Source organism: Pantoea sp. ICBG 828, from assembly GCF_002928355.1.
Taxonomy (GTDB): Bacteria; Pseudomonadota; Gammaproteobacteria; order Enterobacterales; family Enterobacteriaceae; genus Pantoea; species Pantoea dispersa.
This window is the reverse complement of the sequence record NZ_POWN01000002.1, coordinates 265,631-283,208: the sequence shown is the minus strand read 5'-3', so window position 1 is coordinate 283,208 and position 17,578 is coordinate 265,631. Positions and strand designations below refer to the sequence as shown.

Genomic DNA, 17,578 nt, shown 5'->3' with positions numbered 1-17,578 from the left:
TCGCCACATCACGCCGCTGAAAAGCTCCCGTATAACCTGGCACAGGTCAATATATTAATTTTCAATCACTTATACTGCTGATGCTCTGTCGTATTACGTTAATAATTTATGGGGAACACCATGGCGAATACATCTGGCACCACCAGCACTACCACACCATCTGCCACCGGGACGGTGATTCAATTACATACCATTGACGATTTACGTAAACAGGAACCTGTTTCGATTGGCGAAATTGCGTCGGTGCTGGAATACAGCCGTGGCAGTCGGATGGGCGGCGGCGTGTTTGTCTACGATGCCACCGACAACAGCACGCCCGATGACGGCGGGCTGAATTTCGTGACGTCCGGTAAAAAGCGCTGGAAAAGAGTAGTCCTTGATTACAGCGCGGTCACGGTGGTGGATTTTGGCGCGATAGCCGATGGCACCACCGATTGTATTGATGCGGTGATCCGCATGTTTAAATGGTCGCAGCGTGTATTACCCTCCGCGGGCATTCGCTTTACCGCCGGTGAGTTCAGCCTGTCCGGCTTTGATTTAGCGGAAGTGCTGGGCAGCGACAGAGAGATTAACCGCTTTAAAATTTCCGGCGCGCCGGTCAACTTAGGTTATTTCCCCACCACCACGCTGAAATTTAACTGGGGACCGAAACCGCGCAAAACTCATTTCTTCAGCGTACGCGCACGCTATGTGGAAATTTCCGGCTTTGTGGTGAAAGGCATGAGTTCTGATAGCGGCGAAGACGGCGGCACGGCGTTTAATAATGTCGGCTTCTTTACCAACAGTATTATCGGTGGCCAGTTTCTGCGCGTCAGCAGCATGGAGTTTCGCTATCTCGGCGGGCGGGCGCTGGAACTGATTGATACGCTGGACTGTAAAATCGATCAGTTTTATTCACGTGGCTGTCAGGGCAGTATTGTCTATGCGCGCTGGTCCGATCAGGAAAAAGGCGCCTGGGATCACTCGACCGCGATTGAACTCTCCAACTTTAATTTGCAGCGCAGCACCAGACAGCCGGTGTTCGATCTGCCGCGCTGTACGCAATCGTTTATTCGCAATGGCTGGATCGAGCACTCCGAATTTGCCGGCGATCTCACCAATGGTCAGTGGACCATTGAAGGGCTGGTGATTGAATCGACGCAAAATCCCATGAAAATGGGCTACTGCCGCGCGATGATTATTCAGAAAAGCGTGCACCGCGATAGCGCGGGCTTTGACTTCAGCAAAGAGGGTATTGAGCCATGGACGCTGCTGGCGGAAGGCGATCGTGGCGTGATGGAGATTTCCGATCTTGGCGCGATCATTCAGGGATCGCTGAGTTATGACTTCACCACCTCGCAGCATCACATGGATAACCGTGGCAAAGACGCGAAATGGTTTTACGTCGGCGAATTTAATTTTTCCGACGCTACCTCACAAATTCACGTTCGCATTCTCGGCAGCGCGCAGTATGTTTCCCAGTCGGAAACGCAAACCGATTACAGCTACCGGACACCGGAGGGCGTGGCGCATATTTATCTGCAGGCGCGCAACGACGATAACACCATTGGCAGCTGGCACAGCGAAGGCTCCTCACCCGTAATTAAGGTGCATATTGAGGGCAAAGGCGCACACACCAAACTGTACGTTAAAATTCCGGCCTATACCGGCTTCTCAATTGCGCTGGTGGAAACCAACGGGCGCGATCGCTATCAGTCCGGTCAGTGTTTTATTTTCCGCAAAAGTTTTACCGCCTGCAGTGCGGAAGAAGCCACGGCACTGGATAACCAGCCGGTCGTCGCCTTTGAGCAGCACTGGGTGGGCAATAAAGATGTCGGCTTTGGTTACAACAATAATAAGGAACTGCTGCTGCGTGGGCCGTTTTTTGAACGGCAGGAGCAGGATGCCGTGGGGAAGTGGATCACCCGCCGTTTTCTGAAAGTCCGCGTGAACGGCGTGCCGCGCAGTATTGAATTACTCGATCCGGATAACCCGCGCTAACGCTTCAGGCCAGCAGTATTCCTCTGCTGGCCTGAATAAATCATTTTCCCCAGCGCTGACGTAAATAATCGACTGCCTGCTGCGTCTGCGGCTGATTAAGATAATCTTCGCGAAACAGAATGGTGCCGTCGATGTGCGGCAGTGATTCATTCAGATCGAGCTGTTTTTTCAGCTCGGGAACGCCGCCCTGAACTGTCCAGTCCGGCTCACTTTTCGAGGCTTCACCCACCTTATACAGCGCCACGCCAATGTACAGCCGGGTGTGGGTTGGCTGTACCACATTGGCCCACCAGCGCGCCAGGACGTCATAGCGCGCAGCCTGGCGGGCAAACGGCCAGTAGAGCTGCGGCGCGATGTAATCCAGCAGGCCAAGCTGCACCCAGCGGCGCGTGTCGGCATAGGCTTCATCATAAGCCGCCGCGCCGCGCGTATCGGAGCCGGCGGCATCGTGCGACAGATTACGCCATACACCCGCCGGGCTGACGCCGAACTCAACGGCAGGCTTGAGCTGTTTAATCGTGCGGGAAACCTGCTCGATCAGCAGCTGGGTATTGTGCCGCCGCCAGTCGGCTTTGCTGGCAAAGCCCGCGCCGTACTGGCGAAAGGTGGCGCTGTCATTGAGCGGCGATGTCGTGGTTTCCGTATAGAAATAGTCATCAAACTGAACGCCATCAATGGCGTAGTTTGACACCACTTCCGCCACGATGCTGGTGATCCAGTCGCGTGCCGCCGGAATGCCCGGATCGAGCACGAAGCGGCCGCTGGCGGTGCGGATCCAGTCGCGATGCAGCACAAACACGCTGGCCGGCTGCAGCTGGAGCGTGTTGTTTAACGCCGTCACGGTGGCAGGTTTGGTATTGGTCGACACGCGATAAGGATTAAACCACGCATGCACCTTCATACCGCGTTTGTGCGCCTCGTCGAGGATAAATTGCAGCGGATCGTAACCCGGATCCTGCCCGATGTTGCCGGTCAGGGTATCGGACCATGGCAGGATACGCGAACGCCACAGGGCTGTGCCATCGGGCTTCACCTGGAAAAACACCGTGTTGATCCCCAGGCTGTGCAGCTTATCCAGTTTGGCCGTCAGTGCCTGCTGCTGCTGGCGGATACGCATTGCCGGGCTGGCTGTGACGGAGGATATCGGCGGCCAGTCGAGGCGCGACACCGTGGTGAGCCAGACGCCGCGCACTGGTTCAGCCTGCGCTGCGGGTTTAGCCGGAACAGGAGGTTTGGTCGGCGACGGAAACGGGGTGACCAGCGATTTAGGCGGCTCCGAGGCACAGCTGGCCAGCAACAGCACGGCAGACAGCAGACGGGCGACGCGTTTAATGTGGGTAACAGAGAGGTAACGCGCTGAACAGGCTATGATAAACTCCGTTTCTTGTAGTCCGTTATTCGCAGGCGTTCATTCTCTGATCCTCAGACATAATGTCAATACATTGGCTAAGATGAATGCCGCCGCGGCGCTGTCGCGCGTCCCGCATCTTACAGGAGTTCTCACTATGCAATACGAAGACCTTTATCGCCGCATTGGCCAGATCATTTTCAGCTGTGGCCCCGACGGCGCGCAGGTGCTGGTGGTGCAGGCGGAGCTGTTTGCCGATGAGGAGGGCGGGCAGTTTCAGTTTAACTACCTTGATGAAAACGGCGAACCGGACTGGTTCGAGCCGGACGCGCGCGCGATTGGCGATCTCAGTGCCGCGCTGAAAGACTTTCAGCAATACTTTATCGAACATGAGATGACTGAAGGGCAGCCGGTGTGGACGCACTGCACCGTGACGATTAACGTGGCGGAAGAGTCGATCAGTATTGATGTGCAGTAACGGCGGGCTTCCGTGCCCGTTAAGGCGAGCGTTACGAACGCAGCGCTACCATCTCCTCGCTGTTTTTACGCGCCGCGCGCTTGCGGTGCAATATCTGGCTGGCGACCAGCACCAGCAGCGTTAACAGCCCGGTGGCGATAATTTCGGAACGATGCTGTGCATTGAACAGCATTGACGTCAGTACGCCGACTATGAACACCATGGTGGCCCATGTCAGACCCGGGAACAGCCACATGCGATAGCTGAGCTGCTCGCCGCGCGCCTCGCGCTTTTTCCGCAGCACCAGATGCGAAGCGGCAATGACCAGATAAACCAGCAGCGCAATGGCGCCGGAGCTGGCCAGCAGGAACTCAAACACCGCACTTGGCGCCAGATAGTTGGCGATCACCGCCAGAAATGCTGCGGCGGTAGACATCAGCACTGCGACCCACGGCGTGCCGCTGCGCGTGGTGCGCGAGGCCGCCGCTGGCGCATCCTGACGACGCGACAGGGAATAGAGCATGCGCGACGCGGTATAAAGCGCAGAATTGAGACAGCTGCATACCGCGATCAGCACCACCACATCGACAATCTGCCGGGCATACGGCACGTTCATCATCTCCATCGCCGTCTGGTAAGACCCGGCTTTCATCAGCGACGGCGTATTCCACGGCACCAGCGCCACCACCAGAAAGATCGACAGCAGATAAAACAGCGCAATACGCCAGATCACCGAGTTGGTGGCGTGGGTAATTTGCTTGCGCGGCTCATTGGATTCGGCGGCGGCAATGGTGACGATTTCCGTGCCCATGAAAGAGAACATGGTGGTAAGAATGGCGGCGAGCACGGCACTGATACCGTTAGGCATGAAGCCGTGTGTGTCGTACAGATGTGAAATACCCTGCGTGCTGCTGCCGGGCAGCAGGCCAAACAGCGCCAGGCTGCCGGCACCAAGAAAGGCGACGATAGCTACCACTTTCAGCAGCGCGAACCAGAACTCAAACTCACCGTAGTTTTTCACGCTGAACAGGTTGCTGATGGTCAGGAAGCTGGTGATCGCCAGCGTGTATTCCCACACCGCCACCTGCGGGAACCAGCCGTGCAGAATGGTGCCGGCGGCGTTGGCCTCCAGCGGGATCACCAGTACCCAGAACCACCAGTAAAGCCAGCCGATGGTAAAGCCGGCCCAGCGGCCAAGAGACTTGTCGGCGTAAGTGGAGAAGGAACCGGAGTCCGGTGAGGCGACCGCCATCTCCGCCAGCATGCGCATAATCAGCACCACCAGCGCGCCGGCGGCGATATAGGCCAGCAGCACCGCCGGTCCGGCTTCGGCAATCGCATGGCCGGAACCGACGAACAGCCCGGCGCCAATCACTCCGGCAATCGACAGCATGCGCACATGGCGGGGTTTCAGGCTTTGTGCCAGTACATCGGCATTCTGAGCAGTCATCAATATCTCTCCAGATCGTCTCTATGGCAGGGCAGACCCCGCCTGTTATGCAGGTGAAACTTGCCTGCGCGCGGCAGGCAAGCGATCGGACAATGGGTGGAACGCTAAGGCTGGCTGAGCAGGCTGTCGAGAATATCCAGCGCCTGACGGAACTGGGCATCCGGAATGGTGAGCGGATAGAGGAAGCGGATCACGTTACCCTGCGGGCCACAGGTCAGCAGCAGCAGACCGCGTGCCATCGCCTGTTGCTGCAGCGCCTGCGCCTGCTGCGCACTGGCAAACTCCACGGCTACCATTGAGCCCAGCGCACGCACGTCGGTAATCGACGCGTTAGCGCGGCGCGCGCGGTGCAGCAGTTCGCTCAGCGTCGCGCCCAGTTCGCTTGCGCGCTGGCACAGCTGTTCTTCGTCGATGACATCCAGCACCGCATGCGCGGCGGCAATCGACAGCGGATTGCCGGCGTAGGTACCGCCCAGCCCGCCCGGACCGGGCGCATCCATGATGTCAGCACGACCGCTCACCGCCGACAGCGGCATGCCGCCCGCCAGGCTTTTCGCCATGGTGATGAGATCGGGCTGCACGCTGTAATGTTCCATGGCAAACAGCTTGCCGGTGCGGCCAAATCCACTCTGTACCTCATCGGCAATCAGCAGAATGCCGTGCTCATCGGCCAGCGCGCGCAGCTGCGTAAGAAACTCTGCCGGCGCGATGTGGAAACCGCCTTCGCCCTGCACCGGTTCCAGTACGATGGCGGCCACATCCTGCGGCGCGATGTCGTGGCTGAACAGGTCGTGCAGGCTGGCGATAGCGTCCTCAACGCTGATGCCGGTCACCGCGTTAGGGTAGCGGGCGTGAAACACCGAGGCCGGCATCGGGCCAAAATCGCGCTTGTAAGGGGCCACTTTGCCGGTCATCGCCATGGTCATGAAAGTACGGCCGTGAAAGGCGTTACCGAAGGTGATGATGCCGTGACGACGGGTGGCGGCGCGCGCCACTTTAACCGCATTCTCTACCGCTTCAGCGCCGGTGGTGAAAAAGGCGGTTTTGGCTTTACCGGCAATTGGCACCCGCTGGTTGATGCGTTCCGCCAGCGCCACATAGCTCTCATACGGCGTGACCTGGAATGCGGTATGGGTGAATTTTGCTAACTGATCGGCAATGGCCTGCACGATACGCGGATGACGGTGGCCGGTGTTAAGCACCGCGATGCCGCCGGCGAAATCAATCCAGCTATTGCCCTCAACGTCACGCAGGGTGGCGTTTTCGGCCTGATCGACATACCACTGACAAAGATTACCGGTGCCGCGCGGCAGCGCGTCATCTTTGCGTTGTTGCAACTGGCTGTTTTTACCTTCCATAACCTTTCCTTAGCGATAAGCGTCTTTACAAATCACGACAAACACGCTTATTTATGCCTGCACTGAGCGCGGTTGCCAGAGCCAATTTCACTGAGAAGGATGGAGCCAATTGCGGAGTTTGTACGCCGATCATGTATTGGAACGACTACAGTTTGTCGCGGAAGGCACGCTGCAGCAGCGCCTGCTGCACTGCATGCAGGCGGCGATTGTAGAGGGCATTTTCCCGCGCGGCTCACGCCTGCCGGCGACGCGTGACTTAGCGCGCGAGCTGGCGGTGTCGCGTAATACGGTGCTCAACGTCTATGAAAATCTGGTCGCGCAGGGATATGTCAGCGCGCGCACCGGCAGCGGCACCTGGATTGCAGAAAACCTGCCGGAAGGGTGCCTCAACAGCGCGCCGGCGCTGCCGCTCAGTGAACCCCTGATGAGTAAACCGGCGGTGATTTCAAAACGCGGCGCCACGCTGCTCGGTCACGCCAATGCCTCGCCTTATCAGTGGGGTGCCTTTGTGCCCGGCGCGCCGGATGTGCGTGAGTTTCCGCATAAGTTGTTTAGCCAGATTCAGTCGCGCCTGAATCGCGAACCCGACATCGAGCGGCTGATTTACAGCAGTAACGGCGGATGTCCGCAGCTGCGCCAGGCGCTGGCTGAGTATCTCAGCGTGGCGCGCTCGGTGCGTGCCGACGCCGATCAAATCATCATTACTGAAGGCATTCATCAGGCGGTGGATCTGGTGACGCGCGTGCTGTGCGACGCGGGCGATCCGGTGTGGATCGAGGAGCCAGGCTACTGGGGCACGCGCAACCTGTTACGCATTAACGGGCTAAAAATTCAGGCCAAAGCGGTGGATGAACAGGGCATTATTCCGGAGCTGGCACCGCGCAGCAAAGCGCCGAAGATAATTTTTGTGACACCGTCACACCAGTATCCGCTGGGGGTGCATCTCAGTCTGGAGCGGCGCAGACAGCTGCTCGACCTGGCGCGCAAACACAAAAGCTGGCTGGTGGAAGATGACTATGACAGCGAATTTCGTTTCGCCGGCCAGCCGTTCCCCTCGCTGCAGGGCTTTGAACCGGATGCGCCGGTGATATATATGGGCACCTTCAGTAAAACGCTCTATCCTGCGCTGCGTCTCGGCTATCTGGTGGTGCCAAAAGCGCTGGCGCAGCCGCTGCGCGTGGCGGCGGCCGAACTCTATCGCGGCGGGCATCTGCTGGTGCAGCGTGCGCTGGCGGAATTCATCCAGAAAGGCCACTACATGACGCATATCCGCCGCATGCGCAAACTCTACAGTCAGCGCCGGCGCTTTATGATGACGCTGATTGAGCGCTACCTGGGCGCGGCTTTTATGCCGGTGGTCAATCATGAAGCCGGGCTGCATCTGGTGCTGAATCTGCCTCCGGGCTGCGATGATGTGGCGATTGCAGCGCTGGCGCTGCGACGCGGCGTGAAGGTGCGGCCGCTGTCGCAATACTATATGCATCCGCAGGAGCGACGCGGTCTGCTGCTCGGTTACGCCTGCGTGGATGAGCGCCAGTGTCAGGATGCGTTTGGTGTGCTCAAAGCCTGCCTGGTGGAAGCGGGCATCGCCGGGCGGGGATAGCCCCGGCGTGTGCCTTACGCCCGACCAATGCTGTCCAGTTGTGCAATCACTTCCGGGCTCAGCGTCAGCGCCGCGCTGGCCAGATTTTGCTGCAGATGCTGCGGCGAGGAGGTGCCGGGAATCAGCAGAATATTATCTGAGCGTTGCAACAGCCAGGCGAGCGCCACCTGCAGCGTACTGGCGTTGAGTGTGCTGGCCACCGCGCTGAGTTGTTCCGACTGCAGCGGCGAAAAACCGCCGAGCGGAAAGAACGGCACGTAGGGAATGCCCTGCGCCGCCAGCTGGTCGATCAGCGCCTCATCCTGACGATTGGCGAGGTTATACAGATTCTGTACGCAGGCAATCGGCGTCATCTGCTGTGCCTGCGCCACCTGACTGGCGGTCACGTTGCTCAGGCCAATGTGCCGAATCAGGCCACGCTGCTGCAACTTAATCATCGCCTCAATTTGCGGCTCCAGCGATCCCTCTGCCGGTCCATGAACGCTCAGCATCGAGCGTAAATTGACTACCTCCAGCACGTCGAGCCCCAGATTGCGCAGGTTGTCTTCAACCGCCTGCGTCAGCTCCTCCGGCGTGCTGGCGGGCAGCCAGCCGCCTTTGGCATCACGACGGGCACCCACTTTGGTCACCAGCACCAGATCGTCGGGGTAAGGATAGAGCGCTTTTTTGATCAGCTGATTGGTGATGTGCGGGCCGTAAAAATCACTGGTGTCGATGTGATTGACACCGGCAGCCACGGCATCGCGCAGCACCTGTAGCGCGCGGGCTTCATCTTTTGGCGGGCCAAATACGCCGGGACCGGCCAGCTGCATGGCACCGTAGCCGAGACGGGCAACCCGACGGTCGCCCAGTGTGTAAGTGGTGGTAGCCTGTGACATGTAAACCTCCTTTATCGGTGAGTGTTTAAATTGTAATCACAACGGTGCTGTGCGACTATCCGTGTAAATCAGGACAGACTGTACGGAGTGACGCACAATGGCGCTGGATATGGCGTTGCTGCATGCGGTAGTGGCGGTGGCAAAAGCCGGCGGATTTCGCGAGGCGGCGCGCATGAGCGGCAGCAATCCGTCGCGTTTGAGTGATGCGGTGCGGCGCGCCGAACAGCAACTGGGCGTTCGGCTGTTCAATCGCACCACGCGAACGGTGGTACTGACCGAAGCGGGCCGGGCGCTGATGTCACGGCTGCTGCCCGCCATGAACGAAGTGGATGCGGCGCTGGATGCCCTGAACACGTTCCGTGACACGCCGGGCGGCACGCTACGGCTGAACGTGCCGGTCAGCGCGGCGCGGCTGATATTACCGGCGATTGTGCCGGGATTTTTGCAGCGCTATCCCGACATCCGGCTGGAGATCGTGGCGGAAAGTAATGTGCAGGACATTTTTCGCGACAGCTGCGATGCCGGTATCCGTTACGACGATCATCTGGAACAGGATATGGTGGCGCTGCCGATTGGTCCGCGCGTGCAGCGCTTTGCCGCGGCCGCGGCGCCGGCCTATCTGGCGGCTTACGGTACGCCGCAGCATCCGCGCGACCTGATGCAGCATCGCTGTCTGTATGGTCGTTATGCCACCGGGGTGACGGCCGAATGGGAGTTCAGCCGCGGCGCGGAACGCATCACGCTACAGCCGCAGGGGCCGCTGATTTGCAGCATCGGTGCGGCGATGGAGCTGACGGTGTCAACGGCCATCGCCGGTGCCGGCGTGGTCTATCTGTTTGAGGACTGGCTGAAGCCGGCGCTGGCCAACGGCAGTCTGCAACCGATTCTTGCCGACTGGTGGCTCAGCTTTCCCGGCCTGTGGTTGTATTACAATGACCGCCGGCTGATCCCGGCGCCGCTGCAGGCGTTTCTCAGCTGGATACGCGAACTCAATGCGACGCCGGGTTGACCAGCAGCCCGGAAACCAGCAGCCGAAAGGCCTGCACCGCACGCGGCAGTGCCGCGACCGGCTCATCGGCAGCGGCAATCCACAGCGCGGCATTGAGCGCGGCGCCGTTGACCAGTTGCGCCGCCGCTTCGGTATCGACCGGTTTCACCGTACCTTCCTCAATCAGTTCCGTCAGCATGGCGGCGGTGGTGCGCAGACAGGCGGTCTGATTAGGCCAGCGCGACGGATCGCCCAGCACCGCCGGGCCATCCAGCAGCATGATGCGCTGGACTTCCGGCTCCAGCGACATCTCGATATAGGTAATGGCTTCCGCCAGAAACGCGTGCCAGCGAGTGTGATACTGCTGTCCGGCTGCGCGCATCTGCTCAAGAATCTCACCATCGATCTGATCAATAACCGCCTGCAATAACCCTTTCTTATCGCCAAAATTATGGTACAGCGCACCGCGCGTCAGCCCGGCGGCTGCCGTGAGGTCATCCATTGACGCTTCGCTGTAACCCTTCTGCGCAAACGCGCGTCGTGCGGCGGCAATCAGTTTGCCACGCGTCTCTTCCACCTGGTCTGCCCGTCGTCTGGCTGCCATCGCTGTTCCTTAAATTTTTGCATTGACATACGCCGCGTATGTAAAACATAGTAATACATACGCGGCGTATGTTAAAGCGAAAACGGGCATAGCTAACCCGCTTTCTTCTCTCATCTTCAGGAGTACGATTATGAACAAACGCGATGCTGTTTTTCCAGCGGGCCGTCAGGCGTTGTACAACATCAATAAATACTCTGCGGCGATTCGCTCCGGCGATCTGCTGTTTGTTTCCGGCCAGGTAGGCAGCCGTGATGATGGCACCGCCGAGCCCGATTTTACGCGTCAGGTTAATCAGGCATTTACCAATCTCGCGGCGGTGCTGAAGGCCGCCGGTTGCAGTTTCGATGACGTGGTTGATGTCACTACGTTTCATACCGATCCGGAAGCCCAGTTCGCCACGGTGAACGAAGTACGGCTGCGCTTCTTCGGCGATGAGCCTTATCCCAACTGGACGGCGGTGGGCGTTAACTGGCTGGCGGGCTATGATTTTGAAATCAAGGTAATTGCGCGCATTCCGCAGTGAGCCAGCGTGCGGCGATCAGTCTGTAACCCATAAAAAAAGCCGCTAACCGTTGCCGGTTAGCGGCTTTTTTACTTCACGCCTAATCAGGCGCTCAGCAGTTGATCAGCAGTTTTTTCTACCAGCGCCAGCAGCAGCTTGATGTCTTCCAGCGTGACGGTCGGGTTCAGCAGAGTCAGCTTCAGGCAGGTCACGCCTGCATGCTCGGTCACACCGACGTTAGCGCGGCCAGACTCCAGCAGCGCATCGCCGATACGCTGGTTGAACAGGGCGATCTGCGCGCTGTCGCTCAGCTGGGCTGGACGATAGCGGAACAGCACGCTGGCCAGCTGTGGCTGCATTACCAGCTCCAGACGTGGCTCAGATTCAACGAACTGCGCAACGTCCTGTGCCAGGCTCACACCGTGGTCGATAATCGCGGCGTACTGTTTCTGACCCAGCGCTTCCAGACCCATCCACAGTTTCAGCGCATCGAAACGACGCGTGGTCTGCAGTGATTTGGACACCAGGTTCGGCACGCCTGCTTCTTCATCGAACTCGGAGTTCAGGTAAGCCGCCTGATAACGCATCAGCTCATAGTGACGCGCGTCTTTCAGCAGGAACGCGCCGCAGCTGATGGTCTGGAAGTATTGTTTATGGAAGTCGAGGGTGACGGAATCCACCAGCTCCAGACCATCCAGGTAATGACGATACTTTTCAGACAGCAGCAGCGCACCGCCCCAGGCCGCATCCACGTGCACCCAGATGTTGTGCTCAGCGGCAATGGCTGCGATTTCACGCAGCGGATCGATGGCACCGGCATCGGTAGTACCTGCCGTCGCGACGATCGCCAGGATCTGTTCGCCGTTGGCTTCAGCCTGCGCCAGTTTGGCTTTCAGGTCATTCACGTCCATACGGGCGAACTGATCCGACTTCACCTGCACCACAGACTGATAGCCGTGGCCCAGCAGCGCCATGTTCTTCTGCACGGAGAAGTGGGCGTTTTCTGAGCACAGCACTTTAATCTTGCGCAGATCGCCAGTGATGCCGTGCTGCTGCACGGAATGGCCCTGACGCGCATAGAAAGCGTCACGTGCCAGCATCAGGCCCATCAGGTTGCTCTGCGTACCGCCGCTGGTGAACACGCCCGCATCACCGGCCGGATAGCCAACCTGCGCACGCAGCCACTCAATCAGTTTGATTTCAATAATGGTGGCAGAAGGGCTCTGATCCCACGAATCCATGCTCTGATTAGTGGCGTTGATCAGCACTTCAGCCGCCTGGCTTACCACCAGGCTCGGACAGTGCAGGTGCGCAACGCACTGCGGATGGTGCACCGCCAGACTGTCTTTAAGGAAATATTCAATCGCACGTTCAATCGCGGCCTGGTTGCCCAGGCCGTTTGGATTGAAGTCGAGCGTGATACGCTCGCGCAGTTCGGCAACCGTTTTGCCCTGGTACATCTCAGGCTGTTGCAGCCACTGCACAACCGCGGCGCTGCTCTGGGCAATCGCCTGCTGGTACGCCTCAATGCTCGGGGCCGAGGCGGCCAGAATCGGGTTTACTTCAGACATTTACTCTTCCAGTCAAACAGGTTTGACGCCAGCGCCCAGCAGCGCCTGCTCAAATTTATCCAGGAACACGGCCAGCTCTTCGTTGCTGATCAGCAGTGATGGCAGCAGGCGCAGTACCGCACCGTGACGACCGCCACGCTCCAGAATCAGACCGGCTTCGAAGCATTTTTTCTGCAGCAGTGCAGAGAGTTCGCCGTCGGCCGGGAAGCTGCCCATGTGGTCAGCTGGCTCGTGTGGCTTAACGATTTCGATACCGATCATCATCCCGAGGCCGCGTACGTGACCAATAACCGGGAAGCGTTTCGCCATCGCGTTCAGCTGGGCTTTCAGCCATTCACCCTGTTCTGCCACTTTGCCGGCGATGTTCTGCTCGGTCAGGATCTTCAGCGTCGCCAGACCGGTTGCCATCGCCAGCTGGTTGCCGCGGAAGGTACCGGTGTGGTGGCCAGGTGACCAGGCGTCAAACTGCTTTTTAATACCCAGCACGGCCAGAGGCAGACCGCCACCCACCGCTTTAGACATCACGATGATGTCTGGCTCAATGCCCGCGTGTTCGAAGGCAAAGAACTTACCGGTACGGGCAAAGCCAGCCTGGACTTCGTCAAGGATCAGCAGAATGCCGTGTTCCTGCGTCACTTTGCGGATGCGCTGCAGCCACTCAGCTGGCGCCGGGTTCACGCCGCCTTCACCCTGTACCGCTTCGAGGATCACGGCCGCAGGCTTACGCACGCCGCTTTCAACGTCGTTGATCAGGTTTTCGAAGTAGTAGGTCAGGGCCTTCACGCCAGCTTCGCCGCCGAGGCCCAGCGGGCAACGGTACAGGTGCGGGTAAGGCATGAACTGCACTTCTGGCATCATGCCGTCAACCGCTTCTTTCGGCGACAGGTTGCCGGTCACGGACAGCGCGCCGTGCGTCATCCCGTGGTAACCGCCAGAGAAGCTGATTACGCCGCTGCGGCCGGTGACTTTTTTCGCCAGCTTCAGCGCCGCTTCAACGGCATCAGCACCGGATGGACCGGTGAACTGCAGGCAGTACTCTTTACCCTGACCTGGCAGCAGCGAGAGCAGAGATTCGGAGAACTGATCTTTCAGAGGCGTCGTCAGATCAAGAGTATGTAACGGCAAGCCGCTGGTAATGACATTTTGGATGCTCTGCAGAACATCAGGATGGTTATGACCAAGTGCCAGCGTCCCTGCGCCAGCCAGACAGTCAAGATATTGTTTGTTTTCAACATCCGTAATCCACACGCCATTGGCTTTGGCAATCGCTAAAGGCAACTTGCGCGGGTAACTCCTGACGTTTGATTCAAACTCAGCCTGACGGGCTAAGAATGCGTCGTTGTTTCCGTTGAATGAGTTGGCACCAAAAGTATCAATACGGACTTTATCCGTCATCATATCTCTCCTTCAACCGGGGCTCGAACAGGCTGGCCGATTGACTAGTTGAACAAAAAAGTATCAGTGGCTCAAAAAACGCGGCCAATATAGAGCCTTTTGACGCACATCACAATGATTAATTTTGTTTAGAATTGTTTATTCTTTTCATATAGGAATCAGGACGTTGGACAGAAACTGGCCACTTATTTTAGCGCCGCGATATGAACAGGCGATTAAATAATCGTGTGAATAAAAAGACTTATGCCCGCCAGTGCCAGCCACGGACCAAAGGGCAGCACGTGATACAGCTCGCGTTGCCAGCCTAATCGGGCCAGCAGAACAAACAAAATTGCGCCTGTGCAAGCCAGTAACAGCACAAAGGGTAAAAGCACCCAGCCGAGCCAGGCACCCAGCGCAGCCAGCAGTTTGGCGTCTCCGCCACCGAGGCCGGGGCGCTTTTTTATCAGCTGATAGAGTCCACCCACTAGCCACAGCGCGCTGTATCCCGCAACTGCGCCGAACACCGCGTCATGCAGCGTTCCGGGCAGCCAGTGCAGCGCTTTGAACAGCAGGCCAAGCCACAGCAGTGAAAGGGTGAGAGCGTCCGGCAACAGAAGATGCTCAATGTCGATGAGGGTTAGCGCCAGCAGAATCCAGGCGAGCAACAGGGCGGCAGGCAGGCGGCTATCGGGCGGCAGCAACCAGGCCAGCGCCAGGCTGATCGCGGCGGTGAGCAGCTCCGTCAGCGGGTAGCGCAGGCTCACCGGGTGGTGGCAGTAGCGACAGCGTCCGCGTAACAACAGCCAGCTGAGCAGCGGCAGCATATCGATCGCGCGCAGCGTGGTCTGGCAGTGTGGACAGTGCGAGCGCGGCAGCAGCAGGGTAAGGCCGGGTTGCGGGTTCATTACCTGCTGCGGCAGGCGATAAATGACTACGTTGAGAAAGCTGCCGACACAGAGCGCCAGCAGTGTACCGATCAGCCAGTAGGCGATTTCCATGAGGTTTTCTCCTGCTGTCCATGCAGCGTTGGGTTTTTCTGTCGCCACGAATGGCGATCGTGTAGATCATGGCGCGGTTACCGTGGGGGCGCATTGATGCGTACCGGTGTAAGCGGGGCGATTTTTGCCTGGTTGCACGACGGGTTGGCATAAAGGTGCCGCGTAACCCGTTTGCGCGATAAATCGCGCCGCTACCAGTTCTGTGCGGTTTGACGAAAGGTCGCCATGAATGGCGACCCTACAGGTTTCACAGGGGGCGCATTGATGCGCACCGCGAAATCGCGCCGCTACGGATTTGTGCTGTTTGATGGCAGGTCACCATAAATGGCGACCCTACAAAACTTATAGGGTGCGCATTGATGCGCACCGCGATCTGTCGCCAACCCTGGCCGGTGTGCGAGAGGCACAATACGCCGGTGGAGACGGCGTGGCGAGCAGCAAAGCGGCGTTGCAGCGATTTGCAGCAGGATTTACGAGCGGGTTCCAGAGAACAGAGGAGATATAAGCAGGGATGCGTGAATTTCACGGGCAGGCAATGCCCTAATCGATGCGAATACAGGCAAAAATCCTATCGATGCGCCAGCTGAGGCGGGCAACAATCTAATCAATACGCCAGCGGAGACAGATAATAACCTTATCTATGCGCCAGCGAATTTACTGGCTCTGTTTAAATTGCTGCATGGCTTCCAGCACATTGCTGGTGGCGAGCGACATCACCCATTCGCTGTTGCGAAACACGTCGTAATGGCCGGCGTTATAGCGAAACACATACAGCTCACCGCGGAAACGCAATCCTTTTGTTTTCACGCCAATGTGATGCCGGCGCAGTGCTGCCTGTGAAAGTCTGTCAGTCGCGGTTCTCATTATCATTCTCCTGTCCAGCCTCTGGCGTCACTATCCCAGGGAAGAATAAGCAGCCAACCTTAGGATAACCTTAAGAACAGTATAGTCTCTTAGTTAATGCATTGAAAAATAGCAACTTTAATTGCCGTGTGCCGTCATGCAGACCAATGATGTCTGACCCGATGCTGATTTCCGGCCCCGGCGCGCAATCTTCTACCAATCTTCAACATCACGTAAAAAAGTCAGCGTGCCGCTTTGCCATTTAATGTTCAGTTAAGTTTTCCCCCGTATTTTGGTTTCTTATAGCGATAAAACAGACCTGCTTAAGTTTTATTGCGCGCAGATGACAGCAGCCCTGCGAACGCACTCGTTTAAGTAACGTTTAAACAATAGGTTACAGGGTGTTTCATCAGGTTGTCATGCGCAGCAATAACGCTTGTTTTATTTTTCAGCATGTTTTCAGGCACAACAGTAAGGTTATCTTATGAGTTTCCTTCCGTTTTCGCGCCCGTCATTGGGTGAGGAAGAACTGGCCGCGGTGCAGGCGGTATTTGCATCGGGCTGGATTACCACCGGACCGCAGAATGCTGCGCTGGAGCAGGCGTTTTGCCAGCTCACCGGCAACCAGCACGCCATTGCCGTCAGCTCTGCCACAGCAGGCATGCACGTCACGTTGATGGCGCTGGATATCCAGCCCGGCGACGAGGTGATCACCCCGTCGCTGACCTGGGTTTCCACGCTCAATATCATTACGCTGCTGGGCGCGACGCCGGTGATGATCGATGTGGATCGCGATAACCTGATGGTGAGCGCAGAGCAAATCGAAGCGGCCATCACGCCGCGCACCCGCGCCATCGTGCCGGTTCACTATGCCGGCGCACCGGCGGATATCGACGCCCTTCGCGCCGTCAGCGCGCGCCACAATATCCCACTGATTGAAGATGCCGCCCACGCGGTAGGTTGCTACTACAAAGGCCGGCACGTCGGGCAGCAGGGCACTGCAATCTTTTCGCTGCATGCCATCAAAAACATCACCTGCGCCGAAGGTGGCATCGTGGTGACCGATGATGCGCAGCTGGCCGACCGCCTGCGCAGCCTGAAATTCCACGGCCTCGGCGTCGATGCCTACGATCGCCATACCCATGGCCGCAAACCGCAGGCCGAAGTGATCATGCCCGGTTTTAAATACAACCTGCCAGACATCAACGCCGCGATTGCACTGGTGCAGCTGCAAAAGTTGCCGGCCATCAATGCACGTCGCCAGGCCATCGCGGCGCGCTATTTGCGCGAGCTGGCAGATACGCCGTTGCTGCCGCTGGTGCAGCCGGCGTGGCCGCATCAGCATGCGTGGCATCTGTTTATCATTCGCGTGGACGAAGCGCGCTGCGGTATCAGCCGCGATGCGCTGATGGAACAGTTGAAAATCCATGACATCGGCACCGGCCTGCATTTCCGCGCCGCGCATACGCACAAATATTACCGTGAACGCTATCCGCAGCTCTCGCTGCCGGCCACCGAATGGAACAGTGAACGTATCTGCTCGCTGCCCCTGTTCCCCGACATGCACGATGACGATGTAACGCGTGTGATTGCTGCCTTACGCCACCTTGCGGGAGCCTGA

Annotated in this window: 15 protein-coding genes; 6 read left to right on the top strand and 9 right to left on the bottom strand. The window is 58.2% G+C overall.

All coding sequences use genetic code 11. The annotated features are described in order from the left end of the window. The first annotated feature begins 120 nt into the window (after positions 1 to 120). On the top strand, positions 121 to 1,980 hold the full coding sequence (locus tag C1Y43_RS05725; RefSeq protein WP_104187374.1) for a hypothetical protein: 1,860 nt from the start codon (positions 121 to 123) through the stop codon (positions 1,978 to 1,980). 40 nt (positions 1,981 to 2,020) lie between these two features. Here the strand turns inward: C1Y43_RS05725 and C1Y43_RS05720 are convergent, their stop codons facing one another. Next, on the bottom strand, positions 2,021 to 3,313 hold the full coding sequence (locus tag C1Y43_RS05720; protein ID WP_104187372.1) for a glycoside hydrolase family 10 protein: 1,293 nt from the start codon (positions 3,311 to 3,313) through the stop codon (positions 2,021 to 2,023). A 172-nt stretch (positions 3,314 to 3,485) separates the two neighbouring features. Between C1Y43_RS05720 and C1Y43_RS05715 the strand changes: the two genes are divergently transcribed. Next, positions 3,486 to 3,806 carry a hypothetical protein gene (locus tag C1Y43_RS05715; protein ID WP_021312978.1) on the top strand — a complete coding sequence of 107 codons (321 nt, stop codon included), beginning with the start codon at positions 3,486 to 3,488 and terminating at the stop codon, positions 3,804 to 3,806. A gap of 31 nt (positions 3,807 to 3,837) precedes the next feature. On the opposite strand, the gene gabP is transcribed toward C1Y43_RS05715, so the two are convergent. Both gabP and gabT read right to left on the bottom strand, forming a co-directional pair. After that, positions 3,838 to 5,235 (bottom strand): GABA permease, encoded by a 1,398-nt coding sequence (gene gabP / locus C1Y43_RS05710; RefSeq protein WP_104187370.1) that lies wholly within the window; start codon positions 5,233 to 5,235, stop codon positions 3,838 to 3,840. Between the two features lie 104 nt (positions 5,236 to 5,339). Beyond that, positions 5,340 to 6,593 carry a 4-aminobutyrate--2-oxoglutarate transaminase gene (gene gabT / locus C1Y43_RS05705; protein ID WP_104187369.1) on the bottom strand — a complete coding sequence of 418 codons (1,254 nt, stop codon included), beginning with the start codon at positions 6,591 to 6,593 and terminating at the stop codon, positions 5,340 to 5,342. Between the two features lie 109 nt (positions 6,594 to 6,702). Between gabT and C1Y43_RS05700 the strand changes: the two genes are divergently transcribed. After that, the gene (locus tag C1Y43_RS05700) at positions 6,703 to 8,196 is read left to right on the top strand and encodes a PLP-dependent aminotransferase family protein (protein ID WP_199189139.1); all 1,494 of its coding nucleotides are present in this window, start codon (positions 6,703 to 6,705) and stop codon (positions 8,194 to 8,196) included. A 14-nt stretch (positions 8,197 to 8,210) separates the two neighbouring features. Here C1Y43_RS05700 and C1Y43_RS05695 read toward each other — a convergent pair whose 3' ends face one another. Then, positions 8,211 to 9,074 (bottom strand): aldo/keto reductase family oxidoreductase, encoded by an 864-nt coding sequence (locus tag C1Y43_RS05695; protein WP_104187367.1) that lies wholly within the window; start codon positions 9,072 to 9,074, stop codon positions 8,211 to 8,213. Positions 9,075 to 9,171: 97 nt separating this feature from the next. Here C1Y43_RS05695 and C1Y43_RS05690 point away from each other — a divergent pair, with 97 nt between their 5' ends. Further along, positions 9,172 to 10,083 (top strand): LysR substrate-binding domain-containing protein, encoded by a 912-nt coding sequence (locus C1Y43_RS05690; protein WP_104187365.1) that lies wholly within the window; start codon positions 9,172 to 9,174, stop codon positions 10,081 to 10,083. Here the strand turns inward: C1Y43_RS05690 and C1Y43_RS05685 are convergent. After that, positions 10,064 to 10,666: a TetR/AcrR family transcriptional regulator gene (locus C1Y43_RS05685; protein ID WP_104187363.1), complete on the bottom strand. Its 603-nt coding sequence runs from the start codon at positions 10,664 to 10,666 to the stop codon at positions 10,064 to 10,066. The two genes, C1Y43_RS05690 and C1Y43_RS05685, sit on opposite strands and share 20 nt — an antisense overlap. A 130-nt stretch (positions 10,667 to 10,796) precedes the next feature. Between C1Y43_RS05685 and C1Y43_RS05680 the strand changes: the two genes are divergently transcribed. Then, positions 10,797 to 11,189 (top strand): RidA family protein, encoded by a 393-nt coding sequence (locus tag C1Y43_RS05680; RefSeq protein ID WP_058770208.1) that lies wholly within the window; start codon positions 10,797 to 10,799, stop codon positions 11,187 to 11,189. An 83-nt stretch (positions 11,190 to 11,272) separates the two neighbouring features. On the opposite strand, the gene C1Y43_RS05675 is transcribed toward C1Y43_RS05680, so the two are convergent. From C1Y43_RS05675 to C1Y43_RS05660, 4 genes are all read right to left on the bottom strand, one after another. Further along, positions 11,273 to 12,739 carry an aspartate aminotransferase family protein gene (locus tag C1Y43_RS05675; RefSeq protein WP_058770207.1) on the bottom strand — a complete coding sequence of 489 codons (1,467 nt, stop codon included), beginning with the start codon at positions 12,737 to 12,739 and terminating at the stop codon, positions 11,273 to 11,275. Positions 12,740 to 12,751: 12 nt separating this feature from the next. Then, positions 12,752 to 14,134, bottom strand: coding sequence for a diaminobutyrate--2-oxoglutarate transaminase (locus C1Y43_RS05670; protein WP_021509096.1), 1,383 nt, complete (start codon positions 14,132 to 14,134; stop codon positions 12,752 to 12,754). 215 nt (positions 14,135 to 14,349) lie between these two features. Then, positions 14,350 to 15,114 carry an A24 family peptidase gene (locus tag C1Y43_RS05665; RefSeq protein ID WP_104187362.1) on the bottom strand — a complete coding sequence of 255 codons (765 nt, stop codon included), beginning with the start codon at positions 15,112 to 15,114 and terminating at the stop codon, positions 14,350 to 14,352. A 654-nt stretch (positions 15,115 to 15,768) separates the two neighbouring features. Next, complete coding sequence (locus C1Y43_RS05660) at positions 15,769 to 15,978, bottom strand: hypothetical protein (protein ID WP_021509377.1); 210 nt, start codon at positions 15,976 to 15,978, stop codon at positions 15,769 to 15,771. A 463-nt stretch (positions 15,979 to 16,441) separates the two neighbouring features. Between C1Y43_RS05660 and arnB the strand changes: the two genes are divergently transcribed. After that, positions 16,442 to 17,578: a UDP-4-amino-4-deoxy-L-arabinose aminotransferase gene (gene arnB / locus C1Y43_RS05655; protein WP_104187360.1), complete on the top strand. Its 1,137-nt coding sequence runs from the start codon at positions 16,442 to 16,444 to the stop codon at positions 17,576 to 17,578.

Excerpts from the sequence above, each read along its gene's own strand:
- C1Y43_RS05725 (WP_104187374.1), top strand. The coding sequence starts at position 121 with ATGGCGAATACATCTGGCACCACCAGCACTACCACACCATCTGCCACC.
- C1Y43_RS05715 (WP_021312978.1), top strand. The coding sequence starts at position 3,486 with ATGCAATACGAAGACCTTTATCGCCGCATTGGCCAGATCATTTTCAGC.
- gabP (WP_104187370.1), bottom strand. The coding sequence starts at position 5,235 with ATGACTGCTCAGAATGCCGATGTACTGGCACAAAGCCTGAAACCCCGC.
- gabT (WP_104187369.1), bottom strand. The coding sequence starts at position 6,593 with ATGGAAGGTAAAAACAGCCAGTTGCAACAACGCAAAGATGACGCGCTG.
- C1Y43_RS05695 (WP_104187367.1), bottom strand. The coding sequence starts at position 9,074 with ATGTCACAGGCTACCACCACTTACACACTGGGCGACCGTCGGGTTGCC.
- C1Y43_RS05690 (WP_104187365.1), top strand. The coding sequence starts at position 9,172 with ATGGCGCTGGATATGGCGTTGCTGCATGCGGTAGTGGCGGTGGCAAAA.
- C1Y43_RS05685 (WP_104187363.1), bottom strand. The coding sequence starts at position 10,666 with ATGGCAGCCAGACGACGGGCAGACCAGGTGGAAGAGACGCGTGGCAAA.
- C1Y43_RS05680 (WP_058770208.1), top strand. The coding sequence starts at position 10,797 with ATGAACAAACGCGATGCTGTTTTTCCAGCGGGCCGTCAGGCGTTGTAC.
- C1Y43_RS05675 (WP_058770207.1), bottom strand. The coding sequence starts at position 12,739 with ATGTCTGAAGTAAACCCGATTCTGGCCGCCTCGGCCCCGAGCATTGAG.
- C1Y43_RS05670 (WP_021509096.1), bottom strand. The coding sequence starts at position 14,134 with ATGACGGATAAAGTCCGTATTGATACTTTTGGTGCCAACTCATTCAAC.
- C1Y43_RS05665 (WP_104187362.1), bottom strand. The coding sequence starts at position 15,114 with ATGGAAATCGCCTACTGGCTGATCGGTACACTGCTGGCGCTCTGTGTC.
- C1Y43_RS05660 (WP_021509377.1), bottom strand. The coding sequence starts at position 15,978 with ATGAGAACCGCGACTGACAGACTTTCACAGGCAGCACTGCGCCGGCAT.
- arnB (WP_104187360.1), top strand. The coding sequence starts at position 16,442 with ATGAGTTTCCTTCCGTTTTCGCGCCCGTCATTGGGTGAGGAAGAACTG.